Origin of the sequence: Aporhodopirellula rubra, from assembly GCF_014192335.1 — a bacterium.
Taxonomy (GTDB): domain Bacteria; phylum Planctomycetota; class Planctomycetia; order Pirellulales; family Pirellulaceae; genus Rhodopirellula; species Rhodopirellula rubra.
Window position 1 is genome coordinate 576,676 of record NZ_JACHXU010000001.1, and the last position, 26,244, is coordinate 602,919.

20 protein-coding genes are annotated in these 26,244 nt (G+C 56.6%); 11 read left to right on the forward strand and 9 right to left on the reverse strand.

The window, feature by feature from the left end; translation table 11 throughout:
• Positions 1–59 precede the first annotated feature (59 nt).
• On the reverse strand, positions 60–2,927 hold the full coding sequence (locus FHS27_RS01900) for an ADP-ribosylation factor-directed GTPase activating protein isoform b (protein WP_315854454.1): 2,868 nt from the start codon (positions 2,925–2,927) through the stop codon (positions 60–62).
• 403 nt (positions 2,928–3,330) lie between these two features.
• Here FHS27_RS01900 and FHS27_RS01905 point away from each other — a divergent pair, with 403 nt between their 5' ends.
• The gene (locus FHS27_RS01905; protein WP_184300899.1) at positions 3,331–3,771 is read left to right on the forward strand and encodes a hypothetical protein; all 441 of its coding nucleotides are present in this window, start codon (positions 3,331–3,333) and stop codon (positions 3,769–3,771) included.
• Between the two features lie 30 nt (positions 3,772–3,801).
• Here FHS27_RS01905 and FHS27_RS01910 read toward each other — a convergent pair whose 3' ends face one another.
• Entirely contained in the window at positions 3,802–4,374 is a 573-nt protein-coding gene (locus FHS27_RS01910) for a hypothetical protein (RefSeq protein WP_184300903.1), read from the reverse strand.
• Positions 4,375–4,710: 336 nt separating this feature from the next.
• On the opposite strand from FHS27_RS01910, the gene dnaE reads away from it, so the two are divergent.
• Positions 4,711–8,307, forward strand: a complete 3,597-nt coding sequence (gene dnaE / locus FHS27_RS01915; protein ID WP_184300906.1) for a DNA polymerase III subunit alpha — start codon at positions 4,711–4,713, stop codon at positions 8,305–8,307.
• A 13-nt stretch (positions 8,308–8,320) separates the two neighbouring features.
• On the opposite strand, the gene FHS27_RS01920 is transcribed toward dnaE, so the two are convergent.
• The 3 genes from FHS27_RS01920 to FHS27_RS01930 all read right to left on the reverse strand — a co-directional run bounded on the left by FHS27_RS01920 (position 8,321) and on the right by FHS27_RS01930 (position 12,044).
• Complete coding sequence (locus FHS27_RS01920) at positions 8,321–9,280, reverse strand: DUF1571 domain-containing protein (protein ID WP_184300909.1); 960 nt, start codon at positions 9,278–9,280, stop codon at positions 8,321–8,323.
• Between the two features lie 195 nt (positions 9,281–9,475).
• On the reverse strand, positions 9,476–10,279 hold the full coding sequence (locus tag FHS27_RS01925) for an OmpA/MotB family protein (RefSeq protein ID WP_009104622.1): 804 nt from the start codon (positions 10,277–10,279) through the stop codon (positions 9,476–9,478).
• A 292-nt stretch (positions 10,280–10,571) separates the two neighbouring features.
• Entirely contained in the window at positions 10,572–12,044 is a 1,473-nt protein-coding gene (locus FHS27_RS01930; RefSeq protein ID WP_184300912.1) for a sulfatase, read from the reverse strand.
• 348 nt (positions 12,045–12,392) lie between these two features.
• Here FHS27_RS01930 and FHS27_RS01935 point away from each other — a divergent pair, with 348 nt between their 5' ends.
• The 3 genes from FHS27_RS01935 to FHS27_RS01945 all read left to right on the forward strand — a co-directional run bounded on the left by FHS27_RS01935 (position 12,393) and on the right by FHS27_RS01945 (position 16,973).
• Positions 12,393–13,244: a DUF2314 domain-containing protein gene (locus FHS27_RS01935; RefSeq protein ID WP_184300915.1), complete on the forward strand. Its 852-nt coding sequence runs from the start codon at positions 12,393–12,395 to the stop codon at positions 13,242–13,244.
• Positions 13,245–13,449: 205 nt separating this feature from the next.
• Entirely contained in the window at positions 13,450–15,405 is a 1,956-nt protein-coding gene (locus FHS27_RS01940) for a sulfatase-like hydrolase/transferase (RefSeq protein WP_315854455.1), read from the forward strand.
• Between the two features lie 233 nt (positions 15,406–15,638).
• Positions 15,639–16,973 carry a redoxin family protein gene (locus FHS27_RS01945; RefSeq protein WP_184300918.1) on the forward strand — a complete coding sequence of 445 codons (1,335 nt, stop codon included), beginning with the start codon at positions 15,639–15,641 and terminating at the stop codon, positions 16,971–16,973.
• A 123-nt stretch (positions 16,974–17,096) separates the two neighbouring features.
• Here the strand turns inward: FHS27_RS01945 and FHS27_RS01950 are convergent, their stop codons facing one another.
• Positions 17,097–17,555, reverse strand: coding sequence for a DUF3592 domain-containing protein (locus FHS27_RS01950; protein WP_184300921.1), 459 nt, complete (start codon positions 17,553–17,555; stop codon positions 17,097–17,099).
• Positions 17,556–18,002: 447 nt separating this feature from the next.
• The gene (locus tag FHS27_RS01955; RefSeq protein ID WP_184300924.1) at positions 18,003–18,596 is read right to left on the reverse strand and encodes a hypothetical protein; all 594 of its coding nucleotides are present in this window, start codon (positions 18,594–18,596) and stop codon (positions 18,003–18,005) included.
• Positions 18,597–18,813: 217 nt separating this feature from the next.
• Between FHS27_RS01955 and FHS27_RS01960 the strand changes: the two genes are divergently transcribed.
• Both FHS27_RS01960 and FHS27_RS01965 read left to right on the forward strand, forming a co-directional pair.
• A complete protein-coding gene (locus tag FHS27_RS01960) occupies positions 18,814–19,725 on the forward strand; it encodes an alpha/beta fold hydrolase (protein WP_184301241.1) in 912 nt (303 codons plus the stop codon).
• Positions 19,722–20,681: a triphosphoribosyl-dephospho-CoA synthase gene (locus FHS27_RS01965; RefSeq protein WP_315854456.1), complete on the forward strand. Its 960-nt coding sequence runs from the start codon at positions 19,722–19,724 to the stop codon at positions 20,679–20,681. Before FHS27_RS01960 ends, FHS27_RS01965 begins: the two co-directional genes overlap by 4 nt.
• 9 nt (positions 20,682–20,690) lie before the next feature.
• On the opposite strand, the gene FHS27_RS01970 is transcribed toward FHS27_RS01965, so the two are convergent.
• Both FHS27_RS01970 and sthA read right to left on the reverse strand, forming a co-directional pair.
• A complete protein-coding gene (locus tag FHS27_RS01970) occupies positions 20,691–20,966 on the reverse strand; it encodes a DUF202 domain-containing protein (RefSeq protein WP_009095008.1) in 276 nt (91 codons plus the stop codon).
• Between the two features lie 4 nt (positions 20,967–20,970).
• A complete protein-coding gene (gene sthA / locus FHS27_RS01975; RefSeq protein ID WP_246418990.1) occupies positions 20,971–22,440 on the reverse strand; it encodes a Si-specific NAD(P)(+) transhydrogenase in 1,470 nt (489 codons plus the stop codon).
• Positions 22,441–22,555: 115 nt separating this feature from the next.
• On the opposite strand from sthA, the gene FHS27_RS01980 reads away from it, so the two are divergent.
• The 4 genes from FHS27_RS01980 to tsf all read left to right on the forward strand — a co-directional run bounded on the left by FHS27_RS01980 (position 22,556) and on the right by tsf (position 26,217).
• Positions 22,556–23,410 carry a carbon-nitrogen hydrolase family protein gene (locus FHS27_RS01980; RefSeq protein WP_184301246.1) on the forward strand — a complete coding sequence of 285 codons (855 nt, stop codon included), beginning with the start codon at positions 22,556–22,558 and terminating at the stop codon, positions 23,408–23,410.
• A 13-nt stretch (positions 23,411–23,423) separates the two neighbouring features.
• Positions 23,424–23,768 (forward strand): rhodanese-like domain-containing protein, encoded by a 345-nt coding sequence (locus FHS27_RS01985; RefSeq protein ID WP_009095005.1) that lies wholly within the window; start codon positions 23,424–23,426, stop codon positions 23,766–23,768.
• 364 nt (positions 23,769–24,132) lie between these two features.
• Positions 24,133–24,942 (forward strand): 30S ribosomal protein S2, encoded by an 810-nt coding sequence (rpsB, locus tag FHS27_RS01990; protein ID WP_184300927.1) that lies wholly within the window; start codon positions 24,133–24,135, stop codon positions 24,940–24,942.
• A gap of 297 nt (positions 24,943–25,239) precedes the next feature.
• A complete protein-coding gene (gene tsf, locus FHS27_RS01995) occupies positions 25,240–26,217 on the forward strand; it encodes a translation elongation factor Ts (protein ID WP_184300930.1) in 978 nt (325 codons plus the stop codon).
• The last annotated feature ends 27 nt before the right edge of the window (positions 26,218–26,244 follow it).

Below are 26,244 nucleotides of genomic sequence, written 5' to 3' on the forward strand. Positions count from 1 at the left end.
GCTATCCGGTTCGGTTGTATCGGACGTGTCTTCGTGTCGAGCAAACCGAGTGTTCGCTGTTAGCGGCGACGTTGTTGATGGGTGCGTTCCGAGGCGACGTTGCCCTGAGGGTAATCAGGAGCGGTGCCGTAGACGCGGCGATGGAACATGGCGAGCGATCGCAGTGCGTGACCCCGATAGCCAACCCCGGCATCGTCGAGTTCAACACGTCCCATCGAATTGGTGATGAAACGCACGGCGTTGACGACGTGCGGATCCACCAAGTCTTCGTCCGGCAAATGCGTCAACAAGAACTCGAGCATGTGTCCGGTCGTTTGAACCTTGCGTTGCAAGACGCCGTTGTCCTCACGTGATTCGAACCAATTGGTGCTGAACGAACCGTCACGGTTTTGCATCGAGTAGGTGTACTTCGTGAAGTCATTCAGGAAGTCCTCCGCCCGTTTCCATTGTCCGTCGATCGGCTCTCCCTCGAGACGTCGTTTCCGCAACGCGTGGGCGAATCCCATCAAGCGGTGTGTCCCGCCGCATGCCGCGCCGACGACCGGTTCGTTCAGCTCAGCGGCTAGCAATCGGTCGAAGTTCCATCGTTCACCTCCGACGCCGATCCATGTCGCATCGGTGTCGAGATAATGCGTCAACCCGATGAGCGTGAACGTTAACTCTTTGCCCTCTTCACAAGCTGCCGCTTCCACTTGGACGAGGTCCTCAACGGTGAACTTTTGGTTGTCGGCATAGAGCGGGTAATTTGACGGCACACCGGCGAGCGATAACACGCAAAGGAATTGCGATTGGTGTCCCTGCAGTCCGGTGCCTTCGCGGATCTTGATTTTGCCACGCTCGGTCGTCATCAATCGGTTGCCGCGGCAAACATTATTTCCCGCGATCCATGCGATCGCACTGTAGTTGCGGCGACGGGCAATGATTCGCGTGTCCGCGCCGTAGACCATGATCGCGTGCATCATGCCCCAGTTGCTACGCGAGTCGGCTTTCTCGGTGCGAGCGTGGAAGCTGCGGAGCGTTTGCAGTATCGGGCGTTGCATCCGTTGGATTGCCGGATCGAGATTCGCGACCGCGCCGCGACCGGAGTACGTCTTCGGTCGTCCGGTTGCATCCAAATCTGCGAGCCGGTCCGCTGGCAACGAGGCAATCCGTTCGCTGCGATTCTTCGCCGATCGATCTTCGGCGCGAGTATCCGATAATCCCCGATCCGATAGGTCTCGTGCCGAATCGCTGCGACGGGACGAACCCGCCACTTCGCGGCTTGCGTCGTCATGGACGTCATGCAAATCGGCTTTTTCGTCGATCGGTTTGAGTGGGCCTGCCGGATTGATCACGAGCGGTTTGATGCGAGTGACGGACAGTTCCGGTTGCGAATCCTTTTCTTCGCTCGGTTGTGCCTTGGCCGTGACCGACGGTGTCGTCGCGTTTGGAGATTGCAGCAACTCGACCAAAGCAGAATCGCTTTCCAATTCGTCGGGATCTTTGCCATCTGAATCATCTGCGGCGAGCGGTCCGCTCATATCACCCTCGTTGTTGCCTTCATTCACATCCGTGGTTTTGGCGGATGAAAGTTCAGGCAATTGCGAGGATGCCGTGGGAGCACCCAGGCTCATTTCGGACGCATCGAGTTCCGATTCGTCGCCGTCGAGCGTCTCGAGTTCGAGGCTCGCGTTGAGATCCTCGCTGAGGTTCTCGTCGAGATCAACTCGCGACGGGATGTCCATCGAAGCCGGGCCATCGGGCAACGCGTCGAGCGATGGCATACGTTGCACCGGAGAAAGAAGTCTCGGCGGATTTGCGATCACAGGTGCCGGCGAGACGCCGCTTCCAACCGGTTCGTTGTTGCGAGGCACGGTGTCAAGTCGTGTAGTCGTCTCCGGCAGTCCTGGGGTGGATTCGGGTAGACGCGATATCGGCGCGGGGGTACGCGTCGTTACCGAAGGCATCGGGGTGCTTCGCATCGGCGTGGTGACCGACATGGGAATCGGATCACGCAGCGGTTGCGGTGGGATTGATTGACCGCGAGGTTGCCAGCCTACCGATGGTCCTTGCGAATTCACTTCGGGTTGATTGTAGGATCGGTCTGACGTTGAGACGCGATCGGGTGTCGTCCGAGTTGGTGCCGTTTGAGTCGGCGTGGTGCTACGTGGACTCATCCAGGCGGGAAATAGTCGTCGATCCGATACTGTGCGGGCATTCGGGCCGGTGGCAAGGTTCGGGATTTGCGTGGGAGCTGCACCGGGGGCAAATTGCGATGGCGGCGGGGCTTGTGTTGCAATTTGTTGCGGCGGTTGCAGCAACGCTCGCGGCGCGGACAGGTCTCGTTGGGGTGCTGGTGTCGCGTCGACATCCGGAGCGACCGGTCGCAGAACGAGTTCATTGGTGGGAGCTTGGAATGTCGGAACGGCCGGCTGCCACGTGCGGTGCATGCCTCGCAGTTCGGCGTTGTCTCTTGTGACGAAATTAGGCGTCGAGATAGTCGGCTGCGCGGGCGGCGGTGCGGCAGGCCGCAATTGGGCCGACGCTTCCGCGGTCGGTTGTGGTTTCGGTGCGGTCGGACGCTCCACCGGGAGCAACTGAATCGATGTGCCTGCGGGACCCGTTTTTCCTCCGTCCCAATCGGCGCGACCTCCACGCAGGCCTAGCACCGAATTGACCGAATCGGTGGGGCGGAACGTCGGCACTTTGGCATCGCCGTTCTGCGATTGTTGCCCGTCCGTCATCGGACTGCTTAGTGCCGGGGATCCCGAATTTGAAGTCGGTGCCGAGAACGAAAGCCCATTGCCCCAGTCGAGATCGTCCGCTGCGCAGACACCGCTGTTCACCATCGGGCTCGATGAGACACAACCGAGCATGAGCCACATCGCCAAACGACGGCGGCGCGAGCTGGAGACGGGCGACAGGCGACGGACATTCTTAACGGGCACGACGGGATCTCCGGGTAGTACGAGTTCTAACGTAGCTATCGGAAATTCGGGGCACACAAATTTACCCCAATGTTCAGACCCGGCACGCATCTTTTGCACAACCGGACCTCTGCAGCCTCTTGTCGTCATTTTGGAGCAAATCGTCGTGGTTCTTGGTCCGATGACATTCGGCCACCCGAAGGGACGTAACGGCACTAACGGGGAGTTGAGTCATGACCCCGAAATCAAAGTTGCCGATTTCGCGTCGTCTGAAATCGTTTTGTCTCAAGATTCGCGTTCCAGATGACGAACGCGTCTGCGATGGCGCGCCACGGTAACGTTGAGGCATTTGAACGCGGGTCACTCCCACCGGTTATGATGATGGCTCGGACGAAGTCATTTTCTTTCTTTGAGGCGAGTGCGTGTGAAGGGTTCAGGTGGTACCGATGGCGGCGTCGGTCTCTTTTTCTTTGGGCTGCTGATGGTAATCGGCGGCATCTATTTCTTCTTTGACTCGGTTCGCGTCACGACCGGGCACGCGGGCATCCTGAGTGGGGCGATGGGGGGAGGCGGTGGTCGCGGGAGGATGATTGACACGACCTCGATGGGAATCCTGTTCGTCCCGTTCTTTATCGGCGTCTTCTCATTGTTCGTCGATGCGCGACGCAAATGGGCGTGGTGGTTGACCTACATCGGACTCGCGTTTCTCGCGGTCGAAATCCTCAGCCGGATCCGGTTCATCGTTGACACCAAACTCACTCACCTGTTGGCGATGTTTGTGTTGATCGCGGCGGGATGTGCGCTGATCTTTCGGTCGTATCGAGAGCAACGCCGGTTTACGAAGCCGGATGATTCACGCGAGTAAAACCTCGACATCACCTGAGGATTTCTAGCATCACTCCTGGATTGCGGACGCCATGCGAACCGGAGGCGTGGTGGGCGAAGGAGTGCCTTCGGCGAGAGAAATTTCGGTAGTGGTGTTTGCTGGTCTTGTTACCGCGGCCCGGGCCAGGAAGGAGCCCTCGTTGGGGTCGACGACCGCGAATTGGGCGGGGATGTCGCCTTCGACGCGTTTGGGCAGTTTGAACATGGCTCCCGTCGCACCGTCGACAATCGCACCGGCGCCGCCACCGATCAGGATGTTTCCGGCGACCCAGGGGTCGAAACCGGCCTTGAGTTCTCGGCTCTGTGTCATCGAATCGGTTCCCGCGTAAACGACCGTGTATTTGGCGGGCCAAAACGGGAACGATTTCGCATCGAGGGTGACCTGTTGTGGCGTCACGCCTTGATGAACGACGTTGTTTTTGCGGTCTTGGACGCTGAAAAACGTCGGCCCATGGGTGTTATCAACCGTCACCGGGTAGCGTTTCTCGCTGGCGATCGTTGCGCATCCGATTTGGCCGAGAAGGCACGCTCCGGCGAGGCCGAGCATCAGGTATCGGCGAACGGTGGTTTTCCGGCGGCGCATGCGTGTCTCCTTTGAGAACGGCCCATTTAGAAAAAATGGTGCAGGAGAAAGTTCGTCCCCCCTGCCGTGGTTGTCCATCGGAAATCCATGCCAACCAGTACAGTCCAAATGGAGGAAAATGGGTTTCACGCGTTCGAGTCAAAATTCGTCAAGATCGCCTCTGAACAGACTCCAGTTGACCCGTTAGGCTGGACGACCCGAACCCACAGACACCCAACGGCGATCCCTCGAATCTGCGTCACGGCAAATGCGTGTGAGGCGAGAATAGGACACGGCGGACCGCGACCCACCCGTTGTGACGCACGAAACACAATCTCTCAGCAAAGGACCTCTGCGATGAGCGACATCATTCCCGCTTCCGCGAACGATTTGGCCGCCGACGGAACGTTGAAAGAACCCCGTCCGTTCGTCCACTTGCACTGCCACAGTCACTACAGCCTGCTCGACGGCGCCGGTGACATCGGCAAATTGGTCAATCGTGCCGCCTCTCATGGGATGAACGCGCTCGCGTTGACCGACCACGGCAATCTTCACGGGGCGCTCGAATTTTATCGAAAGGCCAAAAGTGCGAACATCAACCCGATCATCGGGTATGAGGCCTATATCGCGCCGGGCAGCCGATTCGACAAAGGCGGTGCATCGAGCAGCAAGGCGGCCAGTTATCACCTGACGCTGCTCGCTCAAAACCGAAAAGGGTTCAGTAATCTGATTAAGCTCGCCTCGGCGGCGTCGCTCGAAGGTTTCTATTTCAAGCCTCGGATCGATAAAGAGATTCTCGAAAAGTATAGCGAGGGAATTATTTGTCTCTCGGGTTGTGTCAGCAGCGAATTCAGTCGCGCCATTTTGAAAGGCATCGCGACGGAAGAGCATGAGCGCGAAGCGAAGAAGATCGCCGGTTGGTTCCACGACGTTTTTAAAGATCGATACTTCATCGAGATCATGAACAACGACGTGGAGATCCAACGGCAACAACTCGAGGGCGCCGTCACGATCGCCAACCAGATGGGGTTGCCGCTGGTCGCGACGAGCGATTGCCACTACGTCGATCCGGAGGACGCGGAAGCCCAAGACATTATGCTGTGTATCAACACGGGGCGTTTCCGCACGGACCAAACACGCATGAAGATGGAGAACGACCAGTTCTTCTTGCGCAGTCCCGAACAGATGTACGAGAAGTTCCCGGGACTCGATGATGCGGTCGCTCGCAGTCAAGAGATCGCCAATACCGTTGATATCGAAATCGAATTCAACAAGTACTTCTTCCCGAGCTTTCCGTGCCCGGACGAGAAAACGCCGCTGCAGTACCTTCGCGACTTGTGCGAACAGGGGCTCATGGAGCGGTATGAAGGCGATGATGAAAGGATCGTCGATGGCAAACTATCCGAGGAGGTCATGGCGCGGCTCGACCGGGAACTCGACGTCATCGAGAAACTCGGTTACCCGACGTACTTCTTGATCGTTTGGGACTTTGTGAACCATGCCCGCGACATCGGTATCTCGGCGACGGCACGGGGAAGTGGTGTGGGCGCGATCGTGTGTTACGCACTGTACATGTCGCACGTCTGTCCGCTGCGATACGACCTCTTGTTCGAACGGTTTCTCGACGAGAGCCGCACCGAGCCGCCTGATATCGATATCGACTTCGAGAAAGAACGTCGCATCGAAGTTATCGATTACGTGAAGGAACGATACGGCAGCGAGATGGTGTGCCAGATCGGTACGTTCGGAACGCTCGCTGCGAAGGCGGCGATCAAGGATACCGGCCGTGCGTTGGGCATTCCGCTGTCGCGTGTTAACCAGATCACGGAGATGGTTCCCGACGAGCTAAAGATCACGATCAGCAAGGCACTCGACAAGAGTGCCGACCTAAAGATGGCCTATGACGGCGACCCCGAAATTCGCGAGTTACTCGATCTCGCAATGAAGATCGAAGGTCTCGCGCGAAACGTCGGCACGCACGCGGCGGCGGTTGTGATCGCGGACAAACCGTTGACCGAGTACGTGCCTTTGGGGCGTGTGCCTGGTAAGCAGGATGTGATCACGCAGTGGGCAATGGTCGACGTGGAAGCGTCCGGCTTGCTCAAGATGGACTTCCTCGGTCTTCGCAACCTGACGATTCTCAGCCGTACGGTCAAACTCGTTGAGCAAACAACGGGCAAGACCATCGACCCGCTGAAATTCCCGCTCGACGACAAACCGAGTTACGCGTTGCTGCAACGCGGTGAAACGAAGGGCGTCTTCCAGCTCGAGTCCGGAGGTATCCGCGACCTGTTGCAACGGATGAAGCCGGACACGTTTAACGACATTATCGCAACGGCGGCACTGTACCGACCCGGACCGCTCGAGGGCGGGATGGTTGATGATTACGTCAACATCAAACACGGGCGACAACAGCCCGAGTACAAACACCCTGTGCTCAAGGAGATCCTGGAAGAGACCAACTCGATCATGGTCTACCAAGAGCAGGTGATGCGGATTCTCAACCGTCTCGGTGACGTGCCGCTGGCCAAAGCGTACACGTGTATTAAGGCGATTTCGAAGAAGAAGCAAGCGTTGATTGACGCCAACCATGACGTCTTCATCGCCGGTTCGGTCAAGAACGGTCTTGCCGAAAAAGACGCCGAAGATATTTGGAATCTGATCGTTAAGTTTGCCGGTTACGGTTTCAATAAGTCGCACAGTACCGCGTATGCACTCGTTGCCTACCAAACCGCGTACCTGAAAGCTCACTACCCGGTTGAGTTCATGGCAGCGTTGCTGTCGAGTGATATTTCCGGCCGGAACTTCAAACGCAAGGACGCACTCGTCGAGCACATGGAGGATTGCGATCGGATGGAGATCGAGGTCATCCCGCCGAGCGTGAATACGTCCGCCGCAGACTTCTCGGTGCTCGACGGCAAGATTCCGTTTGCACTCTCAGCGATCAAAGCGTGTGGTGGGTCGACGGCGATCTCGATCGAAGCCGAACGTCAAAAGAACGGACCGTTCCGAGATATCTTTGATTTCTGCGAACGCGTCGATCCGCATGACTGTAACCGCAGCTCGATCGAAACATTGATCAAGGCCGGGGCGATGGATTGTTTCGGCGCCAAACGCAGCCAACTCGCTGCGGTTATCGAACGTGCCATGCAAGCCGGTGCGGCGGTGCAAGCGGATAAGAAACACGGCCAGGGCAGCTTGTTCGGGGCGTTTGATGAAGAGGAGGAGGCCGCCGAAGAGGCCGCGTCACCCGGCGTGCCGTTACCCGACATCGAAGAGTGGCCCGATCGCGAGAAATTGCTGGCCGAAAAGGAAGTGCTCGGCTTCTATCTCGACAGCCACCCGCTCGCGGAATTTGAACCGAAACTCGCCACGTTCCGAACTCACCAAACCGATCTGTTGACGCAGTGCAGTGATCGCGAAGAGGTGATCCTCGGCGGCATGCTCAGCTCAATCAAAATCGCGCACACCAAGAACCCTAAGCCGGGGCAACCGAGTAAGTACGCGAACTTCGATCTCGAAGACATGCAAGGCAACGTGCGTTGCATTCTATGGCCGCGTGGGTTCGCCGTATGCGGCGAGCGAGTTCAACCCGACGCCGTCGTTTTGCTCAAGGGCAAAGTCGACCGGCGTGGTGGCGGTGACGAAGTGAACTTGATCGTTGATGAAATCACGCCGCTCGATGAACTTGACAATAAGTTCACTCACGGGATGCGGATCCGGCTCGACGAAGCCGATCACGATGAGACCACCGTGTCGAAGGTGCGTGAGATCGTTCGCGGGTATCCCGGTTCGAAGGAACTTCACCTTTCGATGGCGTTGCAGGAAGGTGAAACGGTGCACTTTAAAGCCGATAAATTCAAAGTCGATATATCACCGCAATTGCGTGAACGACTCGATGATTTGTTAGGCAACGGGCACTACAAATTGTTAATGAGCAAACCTCAGCGATAACGGTTTGACGTTATCACCGGGAGGCGGCGCTCTCGGAAAAGGTGTATTCCGGGTTTGACGGATCGAAATCTCTGTCCGTCAAACCGACGTTCAGTTTGAGGTCGTGATACTCATACGATTCGATCAACGTTTGCTCGCCCGTTTTGGCGTCGGGCCAATCAAAGCTGCGGAAACTGACGACGAGGTTTCGCTCGCGGTCGAGGATCAATTCGGCGAGCGAAAAGTCTCCTTCGCGGCCACTCGGTTTGCTCCGCTCGATCCGCAGATGCGTTAGCGATCGGCCGTCATATGGATGCCCTTCGGTCTTGAAGACTCGCACGTTCGGATCGTCACGGTCGACGTCGCCGCGACTGATCAATTTTTCGAGCAATCGCGTCAGACCGATTTCGGAGATCGGGTAGCGTTGTCCTCGCATCGCAAGGAAGCCATCGGGTGGCAAAGGGACAGTCATCATTGCACCGATCGTGCCTGCCTCGCGGACGAGCAGTTTGCCGTCGTTTTGGTTCTCAACCCAAATCACTTCACGGCCCTGAACGTCTGCCGGTGAATCGAATCGCATGTAGACCTTGAGCGGCGCACCCGGTTGCCCGCCGGGATGTCGGGTCGCGATTTTCATGAAGGCCTCTGATGCCGGTTGCAGCACGCCACTGCGGTCCTGTTCCTGTTTGATCATTCGCGTCGTGTAGTCGTCGAGGTTGGCGATGGTGGCTGCCAATGCCTTTTCAGCGAGTGCCAACATTTCACTCATCGTGACCTCAACGGTTTTCCCATCGGCGACCTGTTCTCCCTCAGCGGAGGTCATGATGTCGTCGTTTGACATCGGTTTGGGCGCGGTGGCGACCGCGACGACTGAGTGAGTTCGGTTGGATTCCCCCGACGCTAAAAATGCGATCAAAATGGAGGCGATTGCGGGGAAGGCGAGCAACCGGAGCCAAGCATTGGGGGTGCGGGAAGGTGGAGTTGTTGCGGACACCGCGAAAACCTTTGGAATAAAAACGAAATCGGTAGGCGAACACTCATCGGCCCGGCGTTGCGGGCGAAATCCGTTAACGCAGCAGCCGGTACCGCAGATTGCGTACCGATGGGATTCCGCTCTGACGACCTAACACAGGTACAGGATAATCACGTACCGCGGAAGGAGAGCGAACCGAGAAAGAGTCGATCGAACCTAGAAGGTTTCTGGGTAGATCACTAACTCAATGCGTCGATTGGCGACGCGGCCCGTGGGCGTGGAGTTGTCGCCACGCGGGTTGTTCGAACCGTGTGAAACGATGAACAATTGCTGTCCCGGCATTCCGCTGCGACGGGTCAGCAGGTCGAGCACTGCGGACGTTTGGGCTGAGGTGAGTTGATGGGCGCTCGAGGCGGCACCGCCATACATCGGTGCGTTGTCGGTGTACCCTTCGATGCCGATTCGTTGGCGTGGAAACACCGAACGCAATTGGGCGGCGACGGGATCGAGTAGGGTGCTGGATTGAGGTTGCAGTTGGGCCGTTCCGGGAGCGAACAATTGGTCCGACGGTAGGATCACCCGAATGACTTCGCCGTCTTGTTGGACTTGCAAATTGCCGAGATTGAGCCGACCGGCGAGTTGATTCAGATTCGTGTTGGCGCGGATCGTTGCTCCTCCACGCAATTGCGCGGACGCTTGGAAGCTGCGAGCGGAGTTTTGAGCTTCGCTCGCCGCGATGCGTGCGGCGTCGTATTGTTGGGCCGTGTCGGCGAGTTGTTTGCGAACGAGATTGAGCTCGTCACGATAGACCTGAGCCTGTTGTTCGCTCTGGGCCAATTGAGTGGTGAGTTGGCGATTGTTGTCGTCGAGTAATTGCACGCGGCGATTGAGTTCGGCGACTTGAGCCTGAACAGCGGTGATCCCGCCACCGGTTGCCGGAGGCGGTTGCCAAACGGACGTTCCACCGCCTGCCAAATAGGGATTTTGGCTGCATCCGGTCAGAAAAATGACGGACACCACGGCGCACCCAGCGATTGCACGATTCACAAGATGTGATCGCTCGATGGAGGAAGCGGCCGTGGAGTGCGGACGATTCTGACGCATGACTGCGAGCCGGCGGGGGTGGAAAAACTCGAACACAGCCGGACTTTAGACAAAACTTTCATTTCGTCACAATATTGATTCGCCGCAGTTTGCAATGGCGAAACATCGAACGTTCTTTCGAAAAAATCGCCGAATTCGTTGGCCAAAAATGAGCCACGGGAGCGGACTGGTTCGAGCCGGCGTCACGCACTGCGTGAGATTTCCCGAGCTATTTCAGCTTTTCAAACGCGGGATAGGCGAGATCCTCGTACTTCGGAATTTCGATCTCGGTTTGCCACGCGGTCAAGTCTCGCCGTAGTTCTTCAAGCTTTGCGGGCTCCTCACGTGCGAGATTATGTGCCTCGTAGGGATCTTCGTGCAGATTAAAAAGCTCGAATCGGTGTTCTAAACCGTGGGGCGTCGGATAGCGTTCCACCATTTTCCAGGGCCCCTTGCGAATCGCTGCACACGGACCGAACTCGCGATCGTTCTTGTACGTTGGGTAGTGGATCAATTCGCCATATCTCAACCAATGCATTGCACGCGTGGGAAGCGAAGCCGATGGATCACGAAGCAGCGGTGTGATATCGACTCCGTCCATGTTTGCATTTTGGTCCGCATGTCCTTTCACGTCGCTCATACGCAGGATTGTAGGATACAGGTCATGTCCAACGACGGCTTCTTGGCACGTTTCGCCGGCTCGGGTGACACCTGGCCATCGGACGAGCAGGGGCACCCGAATGCCGCCTTCGTAGAGAGAGGTTTTTCCCGATCGCAAGGGGAAGTTGGACGTCACTCCTTTGCGAATCTCGCCCCCGTTATCGCTGAAAAAAATCACGATGGTGTTGTCGCGAAATCCTTTATTGTCGATTGCCCTGAGCACCGATCCGACGCTGTCGTCGAGATGCTCGACCAATCCGGCGTAGGATGGATTGCGTTGATGAGAGTCTGGATCGATTAGTGATTTGTACTTAGCGACCTTGTCCCGCTGCGCTTCGATAGGCGTATGAACCGCGTAGTACCAGAGGTTGAGAAAGAACGGTTTATCTGACGCTTTTTGACGTTCGAGATAATCCACCGCCTCTTCGCCCAGACACTTCGTCAGATGGTCGCCGGGATGACGGTCTTCCAGATCCGGAACGGCACTTCGTTCGGCCGCCTTTCCTGTCTTGCGTTTATCGCGGAATGGGTAGAAGTAACTTCCTGGGCAACAGAAATCGTTGGAGGCGATGACTTCATCAAAGCCTTGCTCGTGCGGTCCCGTGACACTTTTTGTTCCGACGTGCCATTTTCCGATGTGGCAGGTGGAGTACCCGGCATCACGAAGCGCCTCGGCAACCGTGTATTCCTCACTGACGAGAAAATCACCACCGCCCTCCATGCTTCTCAATCCGCCGTGGCCGACGATGCCCAGGCGGGCCGGGGTCTTGCCGCTCATGATGGCCGCGCGACTCGGTGAGCAGGTTGGCGATGTGTAGGCTCTTTCGAACTTCACGCTATCACGGGCGAACGCGTCGATGTTCGGAGTCTGATACAAATCGCTGCCGGTGCAGCCCAAATCGGAATAACCCAGGTCATCAGCCAGGATCAAAACGATATTGGGGCGGTCGTCTGCACCAATGGTAACGGTCGACGACAGCGTCATCGCGATGCCCAAACACAGTGATGAAAAGATCTTTCGGGATTGTGTGAGTTGGTTCATGGAAATAGTTCAGTGGTCGTGGTGAGGTTTCAACGAAACGTGAGACGCCGAGAGGGATGGTCGGAGGCGGACGTCACTCGAAGCGAGCGTGGGCGGCGAAGAACGAAGACGGAAGCCCACTCCTCCGGTCACTGAGTTACTACCGCAGCAGAGCATTTTGGCCTTTATTCGCTCGCGTCGATGTCTCGCGGCGACGCCGAATCGTGTGATGACCGGGGAGGAGGTAGTCGCTGGCTCCCCGATGCCCAGCCATGGGGGCGAACACCGTACAATGCAATTGTCCGCGTCGTCGGCATCTACGTGATTCACTTTCGTGCTCCCCACATTCCAACCGAAAGCGTCATCCCCATGTCAAACACTGAAAACCCTGTTTTCCTCTCTCCGGGTGACGATCCTGAGATGGCAGCAGCGAGCAAGAAAGCCAGGCAAACGTTCAAATATTTTTGGCGAGAACTTTCTTGGGAAAACCGTCGGATCATTCCCGGGTTAGAAGTGGCCGCGGTGAAAGCCTCGTTGGCCGATCCTCCGGAAGTGCAGGCCGAAAATCCGGATGGTTTGGAGGTTGAGCATATGTGGTTGTTAGACGTGGATTTCGATGGGCGGCACGTCGAAGGAACTTTGATCAACACGCCTCACTCATTGAAATCGTTTCAAGAAGGCCAACGTGTGAAGATCGCTGGCAAACAGCTCGGCGATTGGATGTACGTCTGCATGGGAGAAGTGTGCGGTGGGTTCACGATTGATTTGATGAGAAGTCGTATGGAAGCGGGCGAACGCAAACAGCACGACCGTGCGTGGGGACACGATTTTGGTGATGTTGGCATTGTGCCTTTGGTGCCAGCGAGTTACCTGGGCGGCGAACCACCCAAGAAAAAAGGCTTTCTATCGCGTTTCAAGAAAACACCTCAGAAACCACAGGACTACGCAAAGATTGCCGCCGCCGAACACCCGATGTCGGTCAACATGCGAGAATCGTTCGAGCAGACGTTGCAAGAAAATCCTGAGCTTCTCCACGAGACCGATGACAAGGGCTTCACGTTCCTGCACCAACTCTCGCTGGCCGGCTCACTTGATGGAGTTGATGTTTGTTTGAAGCATGGTGCTGACGCGAACACGCCCGCGGCCAACGGAATGAAACCGTTCGACCTTGCCAAGTGTTTGGCATGGGACCGAGTGATGAAACGGTTGCAACAAGGGTGACAAACCGCTGGCTTCGGACATGCACTACCATCCGACGGGCACTGGTATCTGATATACGCCGGAGTCTTTTCTTTGGCCGATTCGTGATTGATCGACGTGCTGCCGTTGCCCTCATTCCGATATCCATTCCGCTTGATTGACCCGGTATGAGCCACCGATGAGAATGGGCAGATTCATCCCCGCTGAAACTCGTACGGACAAACCTGTGAACTTCTATCCCCGCGTCTTTTGTAAGTCGAGTTCGGTTCTGCCGAAGTCTCGCACATGGATCGTTTTCCTTTGTGTGCTGTATGCCCTTATCGGAAATGGTCGTGTCGTTTGCTCGGCGCAAAACATGGCGAGACCCAAAGCGTCCGAACCGGGCGAGGTCAATGCGAACCAGGTAAAGCCGAATATTCTTTGGATTACCAGTGAGGACAATGGCGTCTCATGGGTGAGTTGCTACGGAGGGACGAATGTTCAAACCCCGGCGATCGACCAATTGGCGAAGGAAGGGTTTCGCTACACGCACTGTTTCGATAACGCTGCCGTCTGCGCGCCCACGCGATCATGTTGGATTACGGGAATGCATGGTGTCTCCAACGGCACCCAACCGATGCGAAGCCGTAACGAAATTCCACACGACAAGATCAAGTATTATCCAGACCTTCTAAGACAGGCCGGTTATCACACCTCCAATCCGGGGAAGACGGACTACAACATCGGCGGACGCCCCGACAAAGAATGTTGGGACTACGCAGGCGGGAAAAAACAGACCCAATACGGCTGGAAGCTTCGTGAACCAGGCCAGCCGTTTTTCGCAGTGGTGAACATCACGGACAGTCACGAGAGCCGAGCCCACGGGAGCGTCGAGAACACGAAGCATGATCCTGCGAAGATGAAGTTGTTTTCCTATCATCCGGATCTGCCCGATGTTCGGAAGAACTACGCGAAATATGCCGATGCGGTTGAGCAAATGGATCGTCGGGTGGGCGAGATTGTCGCGGCGCTCAAGCACGACGGTTTGTATGACGATACCATCATCGTCTACAACTCCGATCATGGCGGTGTGATGGCGCGAAGCAAACGCTTTCTTTATTCAAGTGGCGTGCATTGCCCACTCGTTGTTCGGATCCCCGAAAAATGGAAGCAGTTCTATCCCGCCGCCGCTCCCGGTACGACAGTCGACCGTCTCGTCAGTTTTGTTGACATGCCGAAAACGTGGCTCAGTTTGGCGGGAGCTGAGATCCCTGACCAGTTCCAAGGCAGAGTTTTTCTAGGCGAGGGTGTCGAGTCGCCGCCGACGTATCACTTTGGGTTTCGCGAACGTGCTGACGAACGACTCGATAACGTCCGGTTAATGAGGGACGCGCGGTTTGCGTATCACAAGAACTACATGCCCTACGCCCCCGCGGGACATCACTTGGCCTATCTGTGGAAATCACCACTGACGGCGGCGTGGGAGAAACATCACCGCGAAGGCAAAACGGACGAAATCACGGGGCGATTTTTTCGTCCGCGTGTGACCGAGGAATTCTATGACAACGAATCGGATTTCGATAACGTTCACAATTTGATTGACGCTCCCGAGCAACAGGCGAGAATCGCTGAACTCAAGTCCGCGATGCGTGCCAAGCAACTCGAGTTGAGAGACTCGGGCCTGATGCCTGAAAAGATGCGGGAGCGTCGCGCCGCAGCCCACAACGTCACGCTGTACGAAATGGTGCGAGATGAATCGCTGTATCCGCTCGAAAAGTATTTGGACGCGGCTGACTTGGCACTCGCCCGGGAGACGGCGAACCTGAACGTGTTCGAGACCGGCATGTCGGACGCCGATGAAGTGGTGCGTTGGTGGTCCGTTGTTGGGATCCACTTACTCGGTGCAGACGCGGCGGAGGCAATCGATGTCTTAGAGCGTGCGTTGCAAGACGAGGCAGATGAAGTTCGTATGATGGCGGCCTGGACGTTAGTCAATCTCGGACACCCCGACGATGCGGTCGAATGCCTCGATCGATTGCTGTTCGAGGGAACCGACGACGAAGTCATGTTGCACAACGTGATCGATTGGATAGGCGAGCCTGCATTTCCATTGGTGAAGAAGTACATCGGAAATGGTGGAAACCGCCAGGGTCGCTACGGTATCGGAATCTTAGGGCGTATCGCTGAACTTAATGGTTGGTGATCCCTTGTGGATCTATGACGCTCGGCAGTAATTTGCAGATGGTTGGATGGGCCATCACGATCCTCGAGAGCTGGCGGTGTGTGTTTGGGTGAAGGTGTCATTTAAACCTGAAACCTTCTGAGATTCTGCCACCGAAATTGGCGTCTGTTACGCAGCAGAGTCTTTGTTGGCATGCGGTTTCAGTTCACCATCCGTATCCCTCTTTCTTAACGCGATAGACCAGGAACGAATTGATGAAAAAATTGTTGCTTACCGTCTCTTTCACGCTGGCTCTCGCCTTTCTTTGTCCGAACGCGATCTGCAAAGAAGCCGACACCGAGGGAGGGAAGCCGGATTCAGCAAAGCCAGCGAAGGTGACGCCAACACCGGTCAAGCCAGCTCCGACCAAGGTCGCAAAAGCAGCTTCAACGCCTGAGGTGGAGGAAGTTCCTCCCATGACGATCGGTTCACCGGCGCCTTCGTTGGATATTGAAAATTGGATCCATGACGGCGAAGGACGTTTTCCCAAAGTCACGGAGTTCGAGCCCGGTAAGGTTTACGTTGTGGAATTTTGGGCAACGTGGTGTGGCCCTTGCATCGCGTCGATGCCTCACATTGTCGAGTTGCAAAACAAGTACGCAGATCGCGGCGTGCAGATCGTCAGCATCACTCGAGAAGATGTTGAAACCGTGAACGCGTTTCTCGAACGCGAGGTTCGCCAGAACTCACGCCAGAGCGACGATGACAACGTGGCCGATGATGAAACGGGTGAGGATGAATCGGACGAGGAGCCCGCGCCATTGACCTATCGCGAGCTCACGAAATCGTATTGCCTGACATCGGATCCCGACGCATCGACGAACGATGACTACATGAAAGCCGCAAAGCAAAACGGGATCCCTTGCGCGTTCATCGTGGGCAAGGACGCAAAGATTGAATGGATCGGACATCCCATGTCGATCGATGATGCGTTGGAACAAGTCGTCAGTGATAGCTGGGATCGCGAAGTGTACCGCGAGGAATTCGCCGCGAAGCAAGAATCGCGTGCGGTCATCACTCAGTTGAGCAAACTGTTGCGATCGAAGAAGGAAGATGAAGCAATCGAGCTGATCGACGACTATATCGCCAATGGTAAATCTGAGTCGTCAAAGACTCAGTTGAAATCGATCAAGCTCAGTATGTTGATGACGAGAGTCAAAACAGCTCAAGCTGCGGCAAATCGGGCCGCCTCAGAGATGTTGGCGGACGATTCATTGGACGCTTCGGGTGTCAATCAGATTGCCTGGTCCGTTTACGAAATGAGCCGCCAAAACCGAGCGAACAAGAATGCTGTCTTGAAGATGGCGTTGGAGGCCACGCAGAGTGCAGTCGCCGGTGCGGGCACCAATGCTGTTTTTCTGATGGACACGATCGCCCACCTGCAGTACCAACTCGGTGACCGCGAAGCCGCTCTCAAAACGCAGCGTGCTGCCGTCGAAGCGGCGACTCCGGAAGTTCGCTCTCGATTGGCCAAGTATCTGACCGAGTTGGAGAATGAAATTGCGGATGAGGATGGCGACAGCCAGGAGGTCGATTCGGACAACGAGTAGTTGTTGACGTCGGGGGCATCGTTCTTCTCGCGTTGTCACGGCCGCATTCTTTGCAGCGGGACTCAACATGAGTTCCCCGGCATCTGGCTACCTACTTTGGAAAATGCAGCCGCCTTTCGAGCCCTACGTTACTCTCAGAAACGCACTCGAGGTGTTTGAGGTTGGGGCGATTGGCGTTCGGGATTTTGGTGTTCGAAATGCCGTGAACATGAACATGCAGATGAAGACCGCGAGCGAAAACGCGACTCCAAAGAACGACGTGATGCCGATGAAGAACCATCGGTGGAGCCAGTCGTTGACGAGCACGTTGGTGGGGGTGTTAGGGTCGACGTAAAGCTCTGCGGAATCTCCGACGGAGTACCTCGGAGGGTTCGACGAGATCGAGCGTTCCCAGCGGTAGTCTTTTCCGTGGATCTGGTATTCGAACACGGGACGCTGCGCACCGCCCTCTGTTGAACGCATCGAAACCACGTCTGCGATTACCATCTGCGAGCGGGCGATGAGTTGTTGTTGCGATGACCAGGTGTAGTACGCGGTCGCGAACATGATCGTGGCGAGCGTGCACCATAGAAGTGTTTGCAACGCAAGAAATCGAGATGGTTGCCAAGTGCGCGTTGGTTGGTTCTTCGTGCCACGTTCGATTGACGTTTCGTGGGGCGGTACCGAAATTCGGGAATTCGGAGTGTCGCCCGATGCCGCACGCAATCGTGAGCCGGTTTGTTTCGGCCGCGAGCGGGCCACATGTTGTTCCACAAATTCTTTCGACTCCATGAGTGAGAGGCGAAACGTCTCGCGGACAAACTTGATCGCTTCGATTTTGCCCTGTGTTTGAAAGACTTCAGCGACCGAGTGGATTTGATCAGGGGTTGGGGGGTGGCAGCCACACATTTCAATGGAACCTGCATCCGAGTTGCGTGGATTCAGCCGACGTGGCTGTGGCTACCAAGCGTGACTCGGAGGGTTTTGTTACCAAGAGAAGTCTGGACCGAGGGAACTATCGGTGATTTCCGGCGGTCGTTCCTGCAGAATTTATTCAGCGGGCGCGGATTGGGTGGCGGGTTCGATCGTGCCGAACAGGTGACCGCCTTTGGCGTCGTGTTGCCAAGTTCCGGCGTAACGTCCGTCATGGATCAACACGCGTGACGAGAACGTGCCCAGGCCTGGGATCCAAACACCATCGAGGGTGATCACGGGAGTGGAACCCGACCAGAGGATTGTTAGGTCCATCGGAAATTCACCGTCGACGTCGCCGTAGCGAATCTTGACCTTGAGCCGGTACATGTCTTTTTCGGCCAGCGGTTCGCACGATGCGATTTTGTAGGATTCCGGTTTCGGATCGGCCTTCGCGTTTCCCTCGATGGTGAATTGTCCGGTAAAAGTTGAGCCTGATAGATAGGCCGCCAATCGGGCTTCGCGACCAGTCGGGGATACTTGACCGGCTTTCATTTCGCCCTGTGAATCGGCCGGTGGTGGGGCGGGCTCTGAGGGGGCTGGCGCCGCAGGGGGGGCTGGCGCCGCAGGCGGTTGGGCGGACCCGGACGTCGCGGACAAGGCGACGACGAGGACACACGTCAGGGTGTGAGTTGAGATGGCCAGGATCGTGTTCGCAGGACGAAAATTCATCGCGTCGCCTCAGTGGGTGGGGTGTGGGGGAGCGGGAGGATTGGGGGCAATCTTGGTCCGACGCATTATTACAGACCTGTCGCCTTGCAGGTACGCCGCCGAACCGACAAACTTCGCAGACGGTCGGGATTCTCGGTGATTCGGCCACTTCGAACGCTTTCGCACCCATTCTCCCACCCCTGACGATCTCTTGACGACGGAAACGAACGAACAGGAAATGATCTCCGTTGCTGAGGATTTGTTCCCCTACAAATCAGAAACGCTTTTGATCGATGGGAAGGCACTTCGCTATATCGATACCAAGGTTCCGTCGAGCGATTCCGAGTTGACGCTCCTGTGCGTGCATGGCAACCCGACGTGGAGTTTTTACTACCGCCGAGCGGTCGAGCGATTTTCGCCTCGCTGCCGCGTTGTCGCGGTCGATCACATCGGGTGTGGGCGTAGCGACAAACCGGCAGCCAGCGAGTTCGCGTACACGTTGGCCGCTCACCGCGACAACTTGATCCGTATGATCGATGAGCTCGATCTCCAGAACATTGTTTTGTTGGCGCATGATTGGGGTGGTGCGATCGGGTTATCGGCGGTGCACGAGCGTCGCGACCGTTTGCGAGGGATCACGTTACTCAATACCGCGGCCTTTCCGCCGCCCTACATGCCCCGCCGCATTGCCGCGTGTCGATGGCCGATCGTGGGCACGCCTGCGGTACGCGGGTTGAACATGTTCGCACGCGCCGCGATTACGATGGCAATGTCGCGAACGAAACTCTCCGCCGATGCCGCGCGAGGGTTATTGGCCCCATACAACAGTTGGGCCAACCGGGTCGCCATCGATCGATTTGTCCGTGACATCCCGCTCACGCCAGATCACCCAACACTCGCAACGCTCCAGCAACTCGAAGCCGATTTGCCTGATTTTTCGAACGTTCCGATTCAATTGATTTGGGGGATGAAAGATTGGTGTTTTCGACCTGAATGTCTGCGTCGTTTCCAACAAGTGTGGCCGCACGCCGCGGTGAAGGAATTGGCCACGACCGGCCACTATGTGATCGAGGATTCTCCGGAGGAGACTCTCGAGACGATGGAAGCATTCTTGTCCCAATTTGGCATCCCCGCTCGCGATGCCACGTGAGTGATTCACGACCGATTGCCAGTAGAGACGCGCCGTGGCGGGTGATCTCATCGGCGACACGTTGCCGAGCCGACGCGGTTCGGATGGCGTGTGTTCTTGAAGCGACCGCGCCGAAGGTCGGCAACGTGCATCCGGCGGCGCGGTTTGATGATCTCGCGTACGCCGATTTCGTGATTGCTGCGGGGGTGACGGCGGACGCACTCGGGAATCTCAAAAACGATGATCCGGTCGGCGATGCCATTGCGAGTGCGGTGCGGGCATCGGTGGAGGCGACGGGCACGAACGTGAATCTCGGCATCGTGCTGTTGCTCGCTCCGCTAGTAGCGAGTGAACCGGATTGGTCTGCGTTGAACGAGTCACAGTCCGCGAAGTCGTTCGATCAGCGCTGTCGGCAGTGGCAAGCCCGTGTTGAGTCGTTGCTCGCCGATGTCGACCCGCAACAGGGAGCGGTGATTGCCGGGGCGATCTCCGGTTCATCGGCTGGTGGACTGGATGACGACTCGCTCGGGGAGGATCATCCGCTCGACGTCAACGGCGATGTTGGCATGTCATACGACATTTTGGCGGCGATGCGTTTGGCGTCCACGCGGGACCGGATCGCTCGTCAGTATGCCGAAGGTTATCGCGATTTGTTTGACGTCGTTGTTCCCACGGTTCGTGAACGGGTTGACCGAACGGGTGACGTGTTGTCAGGGATTGTGCTCGCGCACATCGAATTGCTTGCGGCGGAGGGAGATAGTTTGATCGCGAGGAAATGCGGGAACCAAGAATCGGCTCGCGTCGCGGAACTTGCTCGAGAATGTTTGGCGGCGATCGACGGGAGCGATCCTGCGCAGATGGCCGGACACGTCCGCGTGCTCGATGAGCAATTGAGAGCGGACGGGAACCGGTTCAATCCGGGAACGTCGGCTGACCTGATTGCTGCTGCGGTTTACGTGTTGCTGCGGGTGATTTAGCGGACGGTTTTAGGCTCGACCGCTGATTTGTTTTCTCTTGATGTTGAAACGGGCGATGCCGGTAACAAACATCACCCCGCCGAGGATCAACAACACGATGCCCAACACCAGCATGTCAGGGGAATCGCCAAAGAATTTGATTAACGTGCCACCGGTACCCGCCATCATCAGCGCCGTCCGCCCGTAGGCGAGCAGCGTTCTTTCGTTGGCGAGGTCGGTTCGGAGCAGCGCGAGTTCGTTTCGTCGGTCTTGCGGTGCGTCTGGGGCATGCGGTTCGTTTGTCATTAAATCAAAACAATCGGTTGATGCCGTTGAGCGCTGCAACGCGGTAGGCTTCTGCCATCGTCGGGTAATTGAACGTGGTCTCGATGAAGTATTCGATCGTGTTGTGCTCGTCGGGCTGATTCATGATTGCTTGGCCGATATGCACTATTTCGGATGCGTTGGCACCGAAGCAGTGCACACCCAGGATGCGCTTGGATTCGCGGTGAAAGAGCAGTTTCAACATGCCGACGGTTTCGCCGGTGATTTGAGCCCGTGCCAGCGATCGAAATTGTGCTTGGCCGACTTCGTAGGGGACGCATTGGGCCGTGAGTTCTTTTTCGGTGGCGCCGACCGAACTGATCTCAGGACTCGTGTAGATTCCCGTCGGGATATCGTGCAGTCGCAGGTTACCGCTGCATTGGCCGAGCATGTGCATCCCGGCGGCCCGGCCTTGCGTGTAGGCGGCGCTGGCCAGGGACGGGATGCCGATCACATCGCCGACGGCGTAGATATGCGGAAGGCAAGTTTGGAATTGTTCATCGACATCAATTTGCCCGCGATTGTTGGCCTCGATCGGCAAGTTTTGCAAACCGAGATCGTCCGTGTTGCCTTGGCGACCGTTGGCCCACAGGAACACATCCGTTTTGAGCACTTTGCCGCTCTTGAGGTACAGCACCACGCCATCGGAATGACCTTCGATGCGGTCGAAGTGTTCGTTGTGCCGAATGATGACACCCTGATCACGCAGGTGATATGACAACGCGTCGATGATTTCGTCATCGAGGAATTCGAGCAATTGGGCTCGTGTGTTGATCAGGTTGACTTTGATACCGAGATTGCGAAACATCGACGCGTACTCGGTGCCGATCACACCGGCGCCATAGACGGTGATCGAACTCGGTCGCTCTTTCATGTCCAGGATGGTGTCGCTGTCGAAGATTCGCGGGTGCGAAAAATCGACGCCCGCAGGTCGATAAGGACGCGATCCGGTTGAGATCACAAAGTGGGCAGCCGTGATTGTTTCGCCGTTATCAACACGGATGGTGTGTTCGTCGACGAAGCGTGCTTGGCCACGATGGACCGGAACATTGTTGCGGTCGTAGAACGATTGTCGCATCGAGACTTGCCGACCGATAATCGTTTGGGTGCCGCGACCAAGTTGTTCCATCGTCGGGGCGACGGTAAACCCGAGTTCCCGCATGACGGGATTCTTCAGCGACTTCATCGTGCTGGTTACCGCGTACCGGAGTGCTTTGCTGGGGATGGTTCCCCAGTGAGTGCATCCGCCACCTATTTGTCGGTAACGTTCGGCGACGCCGACTCGCCATCCCCCTTTCGCCGCCTGCATCGCAGCCCCTTCGCCTCCGGGGCCGGTTCCGATGACGAACAGGTCGTAGTCAAATTTGGATCGCTCGGCTTCGGTCATTGGCTTGGGTTCCTTCTCAGGATCGTTGCTGGTTTCCGTCGATGCCGTCTTGGTGATGGTCGAACTCAATTGTGAGCTTCCTGTTTTTGAGAAGGGACGTGTCGCGGGCCGAATGATTTTGGTCGAATCAGGAGCGAGAAAGACAACAAATGATATTCCGGTTCCGCCAGCCCCTGGTTTTACGATGTTGCTAGCCTGCGTCCAGACCGACATCCAATTTGCATCGGTGAGAGAGAATCTCAAGACGGTTCTCGACACGCTCGAACGGCTCAGCGAGAAAGGCGTCGATCTCGCGGTTTTTCCCGAGTGCATGTTGACCGGGTACGCCTTCGACAGCCGCGAAGAGGCGTGGGGAGTGGCCGTTGCGGAAGATTCTGACGAGATTGCTGAAATCATCGCCACGTCGAAGCGGACGGGGGTCGCGTTGACGATCGGTTCGCTCATTCGCGACGGCGAAAAGCTGCACAATGCGGCATTGCTGATCGCGGGCGGGGACATCGTCGGCCGTTACCACAAAATTCATCTTCCGCATTTGGGGGTGGACCGCTTCGTTGACCGAGGTGAGATTCCTTACCAGGCATGGACGTTGCCCGGCGAGCACGCCGCCCGGGTGGGGCTCGGGATTTGTTACGATATCTCGTTTCCTGAGCCGATGCGGGCCCTCGGGTTGGCGGGGGCGGATGTGATCGCGTTGGGGACCAATTGGCCGGTTGGGGCGTTTCGTACCGCCGAAATCGTGCCGCCGGCCCGAAGCATGGAAAACCATCTTTTTTTTGTGGCCGCGAACCGGATCGGGCACGAACGCGGGTTTGATTTCTGCGGAATCAGTTCCATTTGTGGCCCCGATGGCGTTGAACTCGCTCGTGCGAAGGGCGCCGAACCCGAGATTTTGTTCGCGGAGGTGGATTTGGCGCAGGCCCGCAATAAGCGAATCGAGCGAACGACGGGCAAACACGTGATCGACCGGTTTGCTGATCGCCAACCTGAGTTTTACGATACGCTGACGCATCCCGTCCGCCCGAACTCCCCCTCTGAATGAACCTGAGAGTCCCATGAACGAATCTGACGAATTGCCGATCGAGGTTTCCGTTGAGGAGGTGGACGCACTTCGCAAGTCGGGCAAAGACTTCATTTTGCTCGATGTTCGCGAGCAACAGGAATACGACACCGCCCGAATTGAGGGGGCTCGACTGCTGCCGATGAGCGAGTTGCGGACGCGGCTGGGAGAGTTGGAGTCGCACCGAGATGACCATATCGTGGTTCAGTGCCATCATGGCGGACGCAGCATGCAGGTGACCCAGGCTCTACGTGGTGTGGGATTCACGCAGGTTCAAAACATGGCCGGCGGGATCGATCAGTGGTCCCTCAAGGTGGACCCGTCGATTCCCCGATATTAGAGAAACTGACTTAGGTTCTCCGATTTGCCTGCGGGGCTGAAGACTCACGAGAGCGAGTTTTTGGCGTCAATGCCCAGGATTTGCCGGAGAACAGAGCGTTGGGGTTGTGGGAAAACGTTTCGTTTTCTAGCATTTCGCGTTCCGATAAGCCGGCGGTAAATCTGCCCCGGCTCCCAATTCCCCTTTTCTTTCATGTCCTTGGTGGGGCGAAGGGCGTTAGCGTAGGTCCCGACCGGTGTAACCGGGGGTGCTGCCGAAATGCTCTGGAATCGGCACTCGTTATGACGATGTGCCTGTATTCTCGAACCCGACGTGAAAAGAAACAACATGGAGATTGCCCGCATTTACGGGCAAACAAGCACTGATGGCAAACGAAATTGTTAAAGAGATGATCGAGTCGGGCGTCCACTTCGGGCACCGCACCAGTCTCTGGAACCCGAAGATGGCCCCGTACATTTTCGGCAAGAAGAACCAGATCCACATTCTCGACATTCGCGAAACACTCCGCGGACTTCTGCGGGCCAAGAAATATCTTTCGCAAGTCGCAGCGGGCGGCAGCCTGATTCTGTTCGTCGGAACCAAGCGTCAAGCTGGTGAAGCCGTCGAAGAGCAGTCGCTGCGTGCCGGCATGCCTTTCGTCAGCGAACGCTGGCTCGGTGGTACGTTGACCAACTTCCGTACCATTCGCAGCCGTCTGGGCCGATTGGAAGAACTCGAAGCACTCCGCAGCGGCGACCGTATCAACGAATACAGCAAGAAAATGCAATCCTCGCTCAACCGCGAGTATCGCAAGATGTACCGCAACCTCAACGGTCTGCGGACCATGAACCGTTTGCCCGAAGTGATGTTCATCGTCGACCCAGGCAAAGAGCGTAATGCGGTTCGCGAAGCCAAGCGTCTCGGCATCACCACCGTTGCCTTGATCGATACCGACAGCGATCCGAGCCTGATCGATTTGCCGATTCCAGGTAACGATGACGGTATCCGCAGCGTTGAGATGATCATGCGAGAACTCGCTGATGCGGTCATCGCGGGCAAGGGCCAAGCTCAAACGCAGGCTGCCGACACTCCCGCTCCTGCAGCGGCCGCAGCACCCGAAGCTGCCGCACCGGCGTCGGAACCAGCCGCCGAAGAGGCCGCTGCTGCCCCAGCGACTGAACCTGCTGCCGAGTAGTTCGTGTCTCTCGTGGGAGTCAAAACGGCTTCCTGAATAATATCGCGGTAATCATTCGATTGCCGCGATTCGTTGGCCCGGAATCGGGGCGATCACGAGTTTCGTAAAACGAAGATTTCGTGAACCGGCGAACCAAAATTCTACGGCGCCGTTACTCATGGCGGGGGTGATTTCACAGCCTCATCTTGCCGGCAGCAATGCGGGCGGCCGCCGGCGCAGGCGGGCACCCGCACCGATTCACCAACCCATCTCCCCAATCAATACAGTTGACTCTCTAAAATTAGTTAGGAACAAAGAATGAGCATTTCTGCAAAAGACGTTAGCGAGTTGAGAAAATCAACCGGCGCTGGCATGATGGATTGCAAGAAGGCGTTGGAGGAATCCGGCGGCGACATGGAAGGTGCCCTCGATTACCTTCGCAAAAAAGGTCAAAAAGTTGCTGAGAAGCGTGCCGATCGTGATGCCAACGAAGGCGTCGTTGTCGCGTTGACCGAAGGCAAGAAGGGCATGTTGTTGGCTCTGAGCTGCGAAACGGACTTCGTCGCCAAGAACGAAAACTTCATCGCGCTGACCGAGCGAATCGCTAAGCTCGCAATGGAAAATGGCGCCTCGACGGTCGACGAAGTTAACGCGTTGAGCATCGAAGGCACGACCGTCAAAGAACACCTCGTGACTGAAACCGGTCGTACCGGTGAGAAGATCGAAGTCTCTGACGTTCAAGTCGTCGAAGGCGATAACATCGCGTCCTACATTCACGCCGGCAGCAAAATCGGCGTGTTGGTTTCTTACAAAGACGGCGGCAAGGAAGAAGCTCCTCAATTCTTCCGCGGCGTGTCGATGCACATCGCAGCGATGAAGCCATCGATCCTGCACCCCGATGAATTCGATGCCGAACTGGTTGAGAAAGAAACCGAGGCTCTGCGGGCTCAGATCATCGCCGAAAATGAACTCAACGAAAAAGAGAACCTCGGCAAGCCGGTCAAGAACGTTCCTCAGTTCGCCAGCCGTCGTCAGTTGACTCCCGAAGTCATGGCAGCGACCGAAGAAGCGATCAAAGCTGAACTCAAGGCCGAAGGCAAACCAGAAAAGATCTGGGACAAGATCATTCCTGGGAAACTCGAACGATTCATCGCGGACAACACCGCGTTGGACCAAGAGCGTTGCCTGTTGAGCCAGTTCTACGCACTCGATGACACCAAGACAGTCGAAGCGGCTGTGAAAGAACTCAGCCCTGAAGCTGAAATCGTCGAATTCAAACGCGTGGCCGTGAACTAGTCCAGCGACACGTTCACAGTCGTGTAA

What these genes read in the sequence shown, in the direction of transcription:
- FHS27_RS01985 (WP_009095005.1), top strand. Translation starts at nt 23,424, where the DNA reads ATGAACGAATCTGACGAATTGCCGATCGAGGTTTCCGTTGAGGAGGTG.
- FHS27_RS01970 (WP_009095008.1), bottom strand. Translation starts at nt 20,966, where the DNA reads ATGACAAACGAACCGCATGCCCCAGACGCACCGCAAGACCGACGAAAC.
- tsf (WP_184300930.1), top strand. Translation starts at nt 25,240, where the DNA reads ATGAGCATTTCTGCAAAAGACGTTAGCGAGTTGAGAAAATCAACCGGC.
- FHS27_RS01980 (WP_184301246.1), top strand. Translation starts at nt 22,556, where the DNA reads ATGTTGCTAGCCTGCGTCCAGACCGACATCCAATTTGCATCGGTGAGA.
- FHS27_RS01910 (WP_184300903.1), bottom strand. Translation starts at nt 4,374, where the DNA reads ATGCGCCGCCGGAAAACCACCGTTCGCCGATACCTGATGCTCGGCCTC.
- FHS27_RS01935 (WP_184300915.1), top strand. Translation starts at nt 12,393, where the DNA reads ATGTCAAACACTGAAAACCCTGTTTTCCTCTCTCCGGGTGACGATCCT.
- FHS27_RS01930 (WP_184300912.1), bottom strand. Translation starts at nt 12,044, where the DNA reads ATGAACCAACTCACACAATCCCGAAAGATCTTTTCATCACTGTGTTTG.
- FHS27_RS01955 (WP_184300924.1), bottom strand. Translation starts at nt 18,596, where the DNA reads ATGAATTTTCGTCCTGCGAACACGATCCTGGCCATCTCAACTCACACC.
- FHS27_RS01960 (WP_184301241.1), top strand. Translation starts at nt 18,814, where the DNA reads ATGATCTCCGTTGCTGAGGATTTGTTCCCCTACAAATCAGAAACGCTT.
- FHS27_RS01945 (WP_184300918.1), top strand. Translation starts at nt 15,639, where the DNA reads ATGAAAAAATTGTTGCTTACCGTCTCTTTCACGCTGGCTCTCGCCTTT.
- rpsB (WP_184300927.1), top strand. Translation starts at nt 24,133, where the DNA reads ATGGCAAACGAAATTGTTAAAGAGATGATCGAGTCGGGCGTCCACTTC.
- dnaE (WP_184300906.1), top strand. Translation starts at nt 4,711, where the DNA reads ATGAGCGACATCATTCCCGCTTCCGCGAACGATTTGGCCGCCGACGGA.